The following is an 8,323-nucleotide window of genomic DNA, read 5'->3' as shown; positions in this document are numbered from 1 at the left end:
AAAAAACGCCATACTTGAAAGTATAATGTAAGTAATTAGCCAACCACGGGGCTTCTTTTGCCTTTTTTTTCATTTGGTAAATTTCTTAATATTTATGGCTAAACGACAACCGTCATCCCGCTACTTGTTAGCGGGATCTCTTGTTAGCGGCTAAGGGATACCGCGAATGAATCGCGGTATGACGTAGGGATTGCATTAGCTATAATTCTTTAGTTTTCACTTTTCTTTTAACCTTGCAATGATATTTTCTTTGCCGATAAAAATTAATAGTTTAGCGAGCTCTGGGCCTGTTTCTGTTCCTGTTAAAGCTGAACGCAACTGCGTAAATAGGTCTTTTGCCTTTATATCCACTGTTTGTCGAATAGTTTTGACCCATTCTGACAACGTGTTTTCATTACAATCACCTTGGGGCAATGCATTGAACGCAATTTTTATAAGCTCCTTATCAAGAATCACAGGCTCTATATCGGATTTGCATATTTTCCACCACTTGGCCACCTCAGAAAACCTTTCTATATTGTTCCTTATAAAATACCAAAACTCTGAGGAGTACACTCCAATTTGACTTAAACGGTCTTGCACCATTTCAAATGGCATTTGTTGCAGCACTTTGCTATTTAGCTTGTATGCTTCACTCAAGCTAAATTGCGTACATGCTGAGCTAAATTTTTTAATGTCGAATGAATCAATCAAAGATTGCATACAGGCGCAAGCTTCAATTGGATTGGATGTTCCAAGCTTCACTAAATAACTAACTAGTGCCATCGGTTCAATTTCATCTTCTTTTATAGATTTGATATCCAGCCCACCGACTCGCTTGGATATCTTGCTATCATCAAAATGTAGCAGAGAAAGGTGAGCAAATGTAGGGATTTTCGCTTTTAATGCTTTAATCATTTGAATTTGCACTGCGGTATTAGTTACATGATCTTCCCCGCGTACAATATGGGTTACATTAAAGTCAACATCATCGATAGCAGAAGGTAACATGTATGTGTACATTCCATCTTCTCTCTTTACCACGGGGTCACTTATGCTACTGGTTGCAATATTTATTTCACCTTTAACTTTATCATTCCATTTAACAACTTCATTTCTATCCAACTTAAATCTAAAATGTGGTCTTCTTCCTTCTTGCTCATAACGAATTTTCTCTTGCTCAGTTAGAAGTAACGCGCTTCTGTTATATACCGGGGGAAGTCCTTGTTTTAACTGCAATTTTCGTTTAATTTCTAACTCTTCTCTTGTTTCATAGCATGCATAAATATGCCCTTCTTTTATTAACTGCAAAAACACCTCATTGTAACGCTCAAAGCGCTCTGATTGCTTGAAACTTGCATTCCAATTGATACCAATCCATTTTAAATCTTGTATGATATCATTTATATATTTGACATCTGAACGCTGAAGGTCAGTATCATCAAAACGGAGTAAAAATTTTCCATTTTGATTGCGTGTGTACATCCAACAAACCAAGGCAGTTCGTACGTTTCCTACGTGGAGGTAGCCAGTTGGGCTTGGAGCGAATCTTGTTAGCATTTAAACAGCAATATTGTTTACTCTAATTTATTTTAATTTTATATAAATGTACGGCTAAAGCAAGCGAGATCTGCTAATACAATTGAGCAAAAGAAGAATAAGTATGGCTATAGCGTTGTGGCACCTTTGATGTTTGAGACCATATGATGAATTCAAGAAAATTCATGGCTTGACGACAAAGGCTAATGTAGCATTATATTGGTATCATGACTAACTTAGAAAAGATGAGAGAAAAACTGCAAGATCAAATAAATTATCATAATGTTTTGTATCATCAAAAAAATAAGCCAGAAATAAGTGATGCTGAATATGATGAACTGAAGAAAAAGTTAGCTGAAATAGAGCCAGAAATTTATGCAACACAAGATAGTGTTGGTGCTCCACCTGATGAGAGGTTTTCTAAGGTGGAACATCAAGAACCTATGCTTTCCCTTGAGAATGCTTATGATGAACAAGGTGTAGAGAAATTTTTGTCTAAAATAAAGAGGTTTTTAATTGAAGACAAAATAGAGATATTATGTGAACCAAAAATTGATGGGTTGTCGTTTTCTGCAATTTATGAGGATGGGAGATTTGTTAAAGCTGCAACTCGAGGTGACGGTTTTGTAGGAGAAGATGTCACTCACAATGTTGCAACAATAAAAGGCTTTCCTAAGTTTTTGCAAGGTGTGCAAGGAAGACTAGAAGTAAGAGGTGAAATATACATCAGCAACAGCGACTTTTTAAAGTTAAATGAAAACGATGAATTTGCCAATCCTCGAAATGCAGCCGCTGGTTCTCTAAAGCAATTGGATGCAAACATTACAGCAAGCAGACCTCTTAGATATTTTGCTTATTCTTTGATTGGTGGAGCAGAGAAAAGTCAAAGTGAGGTACTAAATAAGCTTGAGGCACTTGGTTTTTGCATAAATGAGCATCAGTCCTTAACGAGTAGTTTGGATGGAATGCTGAAGTTCTATAACGAAGTCTATAACTGTCGCTATAACTTGGATTATGATATTGATGGAATAGTCTATAAAGTAAATGATTTGGTACTACAAAATCGTCTAGGGAATACTCACAAAGCACCGCGCTCAGCACTTGCATACAAGTTTTCTGCGGTTTATGCAAAAACAAAGTTAAATAAGATATTTATACAGGTGGGCAGAACAGGGGTTTTAACTCCAGTTGCAGATTTAGTGCCAGTCAATATTGGTGGGGTGCTAGTTAGTAGAGCAAGTCTGCATAACCAAGGTGAGATAAAACGTAAAGATATAAGAGAGGGAGATATTGTAACAATCAAAAGGGCAGGGGATGTAATTCCCCAGATCATTGAAGTAAGCAGAGATTCTCGTCTTCCAAATACACCTGAATTTGTGTTTCCTGAAGTATGCCCTGAATGTGGTAGTAAAGTACGTCAGGTTGAGGGAGAGGCTGCAGTAAGATGTCCTGAGGAATTTGCCTGTAAAGCTCAAATAATAGAAAAACTAAAGCATTTTGTATCGAAAGATGCATTTGACATTGTTGGCCTTGGTGATAAGCAGATAGAGTTTTTTTACGACCTTGGTCTGATAAAACAAATTCCCGATATTTTTACTTTAGAAGAAAGATTGGATGAATTTAATCTGGAAGAACAGTCTGGTTGGGGCAAGAAATCAATAGCTCATTTATTAAATGCTATACAAAGCAGAAGGGTAATAACTCTAGATAGGTTTATATTTTCTTTAGGTATTAGATTTATTGGCCAAGTTGCAGCAGAATTGCTTGCAGATTATTATGTTTCTTATGATAATTGGTATAATTCGATGATTGAACTGTCATCAGATAATACTGAGCTAGTAGGTATAGACGGCATAGGAAAAAAAGTAACTGAATCTTTGGAATCATTTTTTTCTAAGGAACATAACATCAAAATGTTAAATGATCTTACTGCTTGTCTTCAAATTCTTCCTGTGAGCTCCAACTCTAGTGACTCTGTTTTAAATAATAAAATTATAGTGTTTACTGGTAAGCTACTTGCTATGAGTAGAGGAGAGGCAAAAGTAAGAGCCAAAACTCTGGGAGCAAAGGTCAGCTCACATCTTTCTGCTAAAACTGACTACCTAATTGCAGGAGAAAAACCAGGATCCAAATATAAAAAGGCAGTGGAATTAGGTGTAGAGATTTTAGATGAAGACCAGTGGCATAAAGTGATAAGTTTGGGAGTGTTCAAATGACACTTGGATTGTATATTAAATCAAAGTTGCAAGACTATTTAGAGAGTAGCCAATTCTTTCCATCCAAGAATCATTTTATTGGCTTGCCTTAGCATTTCAATAGACGGTAAGTCTTCTGTGCTAAGTGGTAGGCGGACAGTTTTGTGTTCTATGAGTCCAATATCATGTAGCAGTGCTTTAGTGGGTATTGGGTTGCTGGCAATAAATAACGCTTCGCAAGCCTGTTGCCAGATATCTGCCTGAGGGTTCCTGCCATTGAGGCACTTCTTAACGTATTCATGCGCTATGCGTGGCCAAACATTGGCAGCAACGGAAACCAGGCCAGCCGCACCATAAGCGGCCATATCAGATATCATATTATCATCTCCGCAAAAGACCTCAATATTTGGTGCAACTTTCTTATACTGAGCTAAAGTATCAACAGTGCCACTTGAATCTTTGATAGCCCAAAATTTTTCGTGGCTGGATAAGTTGCGTACAGTTTCAGCGTGAAGACTCACTCCTGCTCTTGATGGAATATTGTAAAACATAACCGGCACATGTGCTTTCTCAAGCAGCTTTTCAAACCATAAAGTCTGCCCCATAATTCCGGGCTTTGCATAAATGGGAGTTGTCATTAGATAGCCGTGAATAGGCATACCCTTGCAAAAATCAAGCCATTCAAGAGCCTGATATAGATTCACCCCTGGTACGCCAATTATAATTTTTGTATTTAATTTTAGCTTACATACAAATTCAACTAACTCGCGTTTTTCAGAATCAGTAAGCGATAGGCTCTCACCTGTGCTACCCAGCAACACTACGCCATTTTCAGCTTTAACTTGCATTGTCAGTAAACGCTGCAAACTGCTATAATCTATGCTATCCCCATTGCAATTAAAAGGAGTAACACAAGCAGTACATAAAAATGTAGATTTCAATTTAAATTGTTAAAATGGTATTTCATCGTCGAGTAGTTCATCTTTTATATCGTTGTCAAAACTTTCGTGTTTATCTTTTTGTTCTGTTTCACCTTGTTTGTATTCACTTGGCTTGTAATCAGGATTTGGCGCACTATTTCGTGAATCCAAGAGAGTAAGAGCGCTATTAAAATTATATAGAACCACCTCTGTTGTGTATCTTTCACTACCGTTTTGGTCAGTCCATTTTCTAGTTCTCAAAGAACCTTCAACATAAACTTTACTGCCTTTACGTGCAAAATCTTTGACGATTTTTACTAATCCTTCACTAAAAATTACGATATTATGCCATTCTGTCTTTTCAGAGCGCATACCGGAAAGTTTGTCAGTCCAACTTTCAGACGTGGCTATTGAAAAACTTGCCATTTCTTTTCCATTTTGTGTAGTCCTAATTTCAGGATCTTTTCCTAAATTACCAACTAGTATGACTTTGTTTATGGTACCACCAGACATAATTATGTTCTAAATAAATCCATTTATTATCTTATATGAAAGTACTATTGTCAAATTTTATTAAAAGTGCGCTTGAAGGGATTCGAACCCACGGCCTTTGCCTCCGGAGGGCAACGCTCTATCCAACTGAGCTACAAGCGCATGTATATTTAATTTATTTAATAGATAAACTGTCCAAGTCAAATTTTTGTTTTGGATAAAGCGTAAACATAATACTCCCATGTCCAAAATATACATTTTGAGAATCATTCGCATGCTTTTTTATTGCTTTTTGATCTACGGTCCATACAAAAGTTACATAATTTTCAGTGACTGAGTGCACCTTTAAGTCCTTAGTATTTATAAACAGTTTTCCATTTACCCATATTTTCCATGTATCGGGAGAAAGATATAAAATTGAGTCTAAACTCACTACCTTACAGTTGAAATTATCTGATACCTCCTCTTTTACAGCTCTTGAAGATCGTAAATTGAACTTTTCCATTTCATTGACCATTCTATTAACTGGCTCTTCATCAAAAAAAATGCTTTTTACGTTACTATATTGTGACAAAACGTCAAAGTCACTTTCCACTGCTTCTCTTATTATATCGTCCCGATCTGTATAGCTTAGTTTTTGATTGTTAATAAAGAAACACTCTTTTGCACGCAAATTTGCTATATCAATAAAATCGTCGATTTCTTGATTGCCAACTTTAAGAATACTTTCAAAATATCTTTTTTCTATCATCATTCCATACTGAGAATGATGACAAACCATTTCATCATTACCTTGTTTTTCTATATATACGCATAAATTTCCACTATTTAATCCTAATATTTTATGCTCAATAAAATCTTCATTGCCAATATATTGTCGGCAAGAATACTCCTTACAAATTTCTATGCTTTCTATGATATCTTCACAACTGCAATATGCATTAACATTGGAAATGAGTAGCACAAAAATAAAAAACAGCTTTATGTTCATCACCTTATCTACTTAATATAGTATACCAATCAAAGACTATATTAGCTCTCACTATCTCTATCATATTACCATTCAAAATCTGATTCATAGTTGCAGCATCAATATTTCTCTGCTTATTTAAAATAAGAGATTTGATCATAACATAACCGGGCAGATTTGGAATAGACTGTAGAAATAAAAAAATATGCTTATCGCTGATTGAGCTTAAATTTAGGATCACTTCACTTTTTATTACTTTTGTGCGTTCACTTTTGTTGTGGAGCTCAACTTCTTCGGGTATAGAAATTGATATTTCAGGTTCTAATATATAGTACTTTTTATATAACTTGCTAAGCTCGAAATTTAAATTTGCAATGTATCTGCTACTACGTAAATTTGAAGAGGAAATTTTTTTCCATAAATCTAGGTTTTTATTTAGAACAACTTCCTTTTTTTGAATTCCAGTAATCTGTAAATTAATAGAACGTATTTTATCAATCGCAATTTGGTTTTTATTATAAATCTTTTCGTTATAGATAACAACATATGTTAATAACCCTATTAATCCAACAGATAATAACAAATACGATATAAACTGAATTGTAGCTTTTCTTTTTAATTGAGAGATAGTCATTAATCTACATTGCCTCTCCTATTTCAACATCAATAGATAGATTTTGCTCTTTAGCAGCAGGTAAGCTAGAAATATTAATGTCGTAGGTACGAAAATTATCGTTTAAATTTTTTCGTAGTTTCTCGTATTGATGAGAAATATTTTTACCGGATTGAAAATTAAACCTTAAAGTTGTAGTAATATAACTTTTTGCCTCATTATAATTCCATTCAAATGATCGAAGCTCTATACCTGGTACTTTTAACTTTTCTACATACTTAACTTGTGTAAGAGGAGAGTATTCTATTTTTGATAAAATATTATTGATATTAATAAAATCATAAATTTCATCTATTTTTTTTACATTATAGCTTTGGCTAAGTTTTGTTAATTGGTTATTTAAGGTGCTCTGCTTTGCTGATAAATTATCAGCGACATTGAAGTTTGAATACAAATTTAGCAAACAAAGGGTGTTTGTTATAACTAAAACCAGGGCGAAGTATAGAAAAATTCGAGGAGAGTTTAAATAAAGGTAACTGAATAGATAAAATTCTTTAGTTTCCTTTGTATTAAAAATAGCTGCTAATTTATTCTTAAAGCTATGAAACAAAATTATGGTATCGCAAAAGTTATCTTTTTCACTTATAGCTAGTTCTGCTCCTAATAGTTTGCCTAACTCATATGGAGTTAATATGTTCACACTGTTCTCTGAAAAATTTATGACTGATAAGCTAGCTTTGATATCTTCTGACACTATGATACAAAGGTCGATAGGGTTATTTTTTTCAAACCCAAACTTAGTTAAGGATCGAATAGTATCTTGCACTTCCTGATATATTCCACCAGCGATAATTCCTGGTAAATTATCATTAGTAAATGATGTTAAACGCGTAAATACCATTTTATTCTCTTTAAGAACCACTTGTCTATAGCCTCCCGTTTTAGTTGCAGCAACTATAATTTTCCAATTACTAGGATCTTTATGTAGAATCTTTTTTGTTATATTACTTATTTCTATAGGAAACATTAATATTCCCTTAAAGTTGGAGCCTATCTCAATAAACACATTCAACCAATATTCTACTAAATGCTTTGCTTTTGATGAAACAAGAAGATAGCACCAGTTTTGATTGAATTTGTTTGGCTTCTCAACCAAAAAAACTGAACTTATGTCATTATTACGAGAAAAATGCTCCATCTTTGTTTTTGCTGATAGATAGGCACTAATCTTGTTTGCCCTTGTAATAAACTGTAGCGAGTAATTTTGATCTGCATGATTAAGCACCAGGTATAAAGGTGCTTTTTTATCTGACGAAAGACATGAAATTAAATCGGAAACTGCTTTATCGTTTTTGCCCTTAACAAAATACCTTTTATTTATAGCTCTTTTCATAGAAGTCCGGATGTGATAAGATAAGGATAGACGATGATAAGGAGGTTGAGTGCCAGCAGCATATAGTTATGACTTAAGGAAAAAAGCAATGGAAGCGCTAGACGAAGGAGAAAGCAGAGAAACAGTGGCAGCAAGATTTAAAATTGGACGAACTACTTTATGGGAGTGGCAGCAAAGAAGAAAAGAAACAGGAGACTTTCAATCAAAAAAACTTGGAAATGG

At 34.6% G+C, this 8,323-nt stretch carries 8 protein-coding genes and 1 tRNA gene; 2 read left to right on the top strand and 7 right to left on the bottom strand.

Annotated elements, in window-relative coordinates; genetic code table 11:
* Positions 1–216: 216 nt before the first annotated feature.
* Positions 217–1,539, bottom strand: a complete 1,323-nt coding sequence (gltX, locus tag OZD66_RS01925) for a glutamate--tRNA ligase (RefSeq protein WP_182367054.1) — start codon at positions 1,537–1,539, stop codon at positions 217–219.
* A gap of 206 nt (positions 1,540–1,745) precedes the next feature.
* Here gltX and ligA point away from each other — a divergent pair, with 206 nt between their 5' ends.
* The gene (gene ligA, locus OZD66_RS01920; RefSeq protein ID WP_182367052.1) at positions 1,746–3,734 is read left to right on the top strand and encodes an NAD-dependent DNA ligase LigA; all 1,989 of its coding nucleotides are present in this window, start codon (positions 1,746–1,748) and stop codon (positions 3,732–3,734) included.
* A 38-nt stretch (positions 3,735–3,772) separates the two neighbouring features.
* Here the strand turns inward: ligA and dapA are convergent, their stop codons facing one another.
* From dapA to OZD66_RS01890, 6 genes are all read right to left on the bottom strand, one after another.
* On the bottom strand, positions 3,773–4,654 hold the full coding sequence (gene dapA, locus OZD66_RS01915) for a 4-hydroxy-tetrahydrodipicolinate synthase (protein WP_182367050.1): 882 nt from the start codon (positions 4,652–4,654) through the stop codon (positions 3,773–3,775).
* A 9-nt stretch (positions 4,655–4,663) separates the two neighbouring features.
* Positions 4,664–5,146, bottom strand: coding sequence for a single-stranded DNA-binding protein (gene ssb, locus OZD66_RS01910; protein ID WP_064125083.1), 483 nt, complete (start codon positions 5,144–5,146; stop codon positions 4,664–4,666).
* A gap of 67 nt (positions 5,147–5,213) precedes the next feature.
* Positions 5,214–5,287 (bottom strand) — tRNA-Arg (locus OZD66_RS01905).
* A gap of 13 nt (positions 5,288–5,300) precedes the next feature.
* Entirely contained in the window at positions 5,301–6,116 is an 816-nt protein-coding gene (locus OZD66_RS01900; protein ID WP_182367048.1) for a hypothetical protein, read from the bottom strand.
* A gap of 4 nt (positions 6,117–6,120) precedes the next feature.
* Positions 6,121–6,729, bottom strand: coding sequence for a hypothetical protein (locus tag OZD66_RS01895; protein WP_182367046.1), 609 nt, complete (start codon positions 6,727–6,729; stop codon positions 6,121–6,123).
* 4 nt (positions 6,730–6,733) lie between these two features.
* Positions 6,734–8,101 carry a hypothetical protein gene (locus tag OZD66_RS01890; RefSeq protein WP_182367045.1) on the bottom strand — a complete coding sequence of 456 codons (1,368 nt, stop codon included), beginning with the start codon at positions 8,099–8,101 and terminating at the stop codon, positions 6,734–6,736.
* 49 nt (positions 8,102–8,150) lie between these two features.
* Between OZD66_RS01890 and OZD66_RS01885 the strand changes: the two genes are divergently transcribed.
* Positions 8,151–8,323 (top strand): IS630 transposase-related protein (locus tag OZD66_RS01885; RefSeq protein WP_275022056.1); only part of this gene is annotated, 173 nt, incomplete at its 3' end.

It is taken from the genome of Wolbachia endosymbiont of Drosophila baimaii, assembly GCF_028982185.1.
Taxonomy (GTDB): Bacteria; Pseudomonadota; Alphaproteobacteria; order Rickettsiales; family Anaplasmataceae; genus Wolbachia; species Wolbachia pipientis.
Note: the sequence above shows the minus strand (reverse complement) of the source record. Positions and strands in the feature narration are given on the sequence as shown.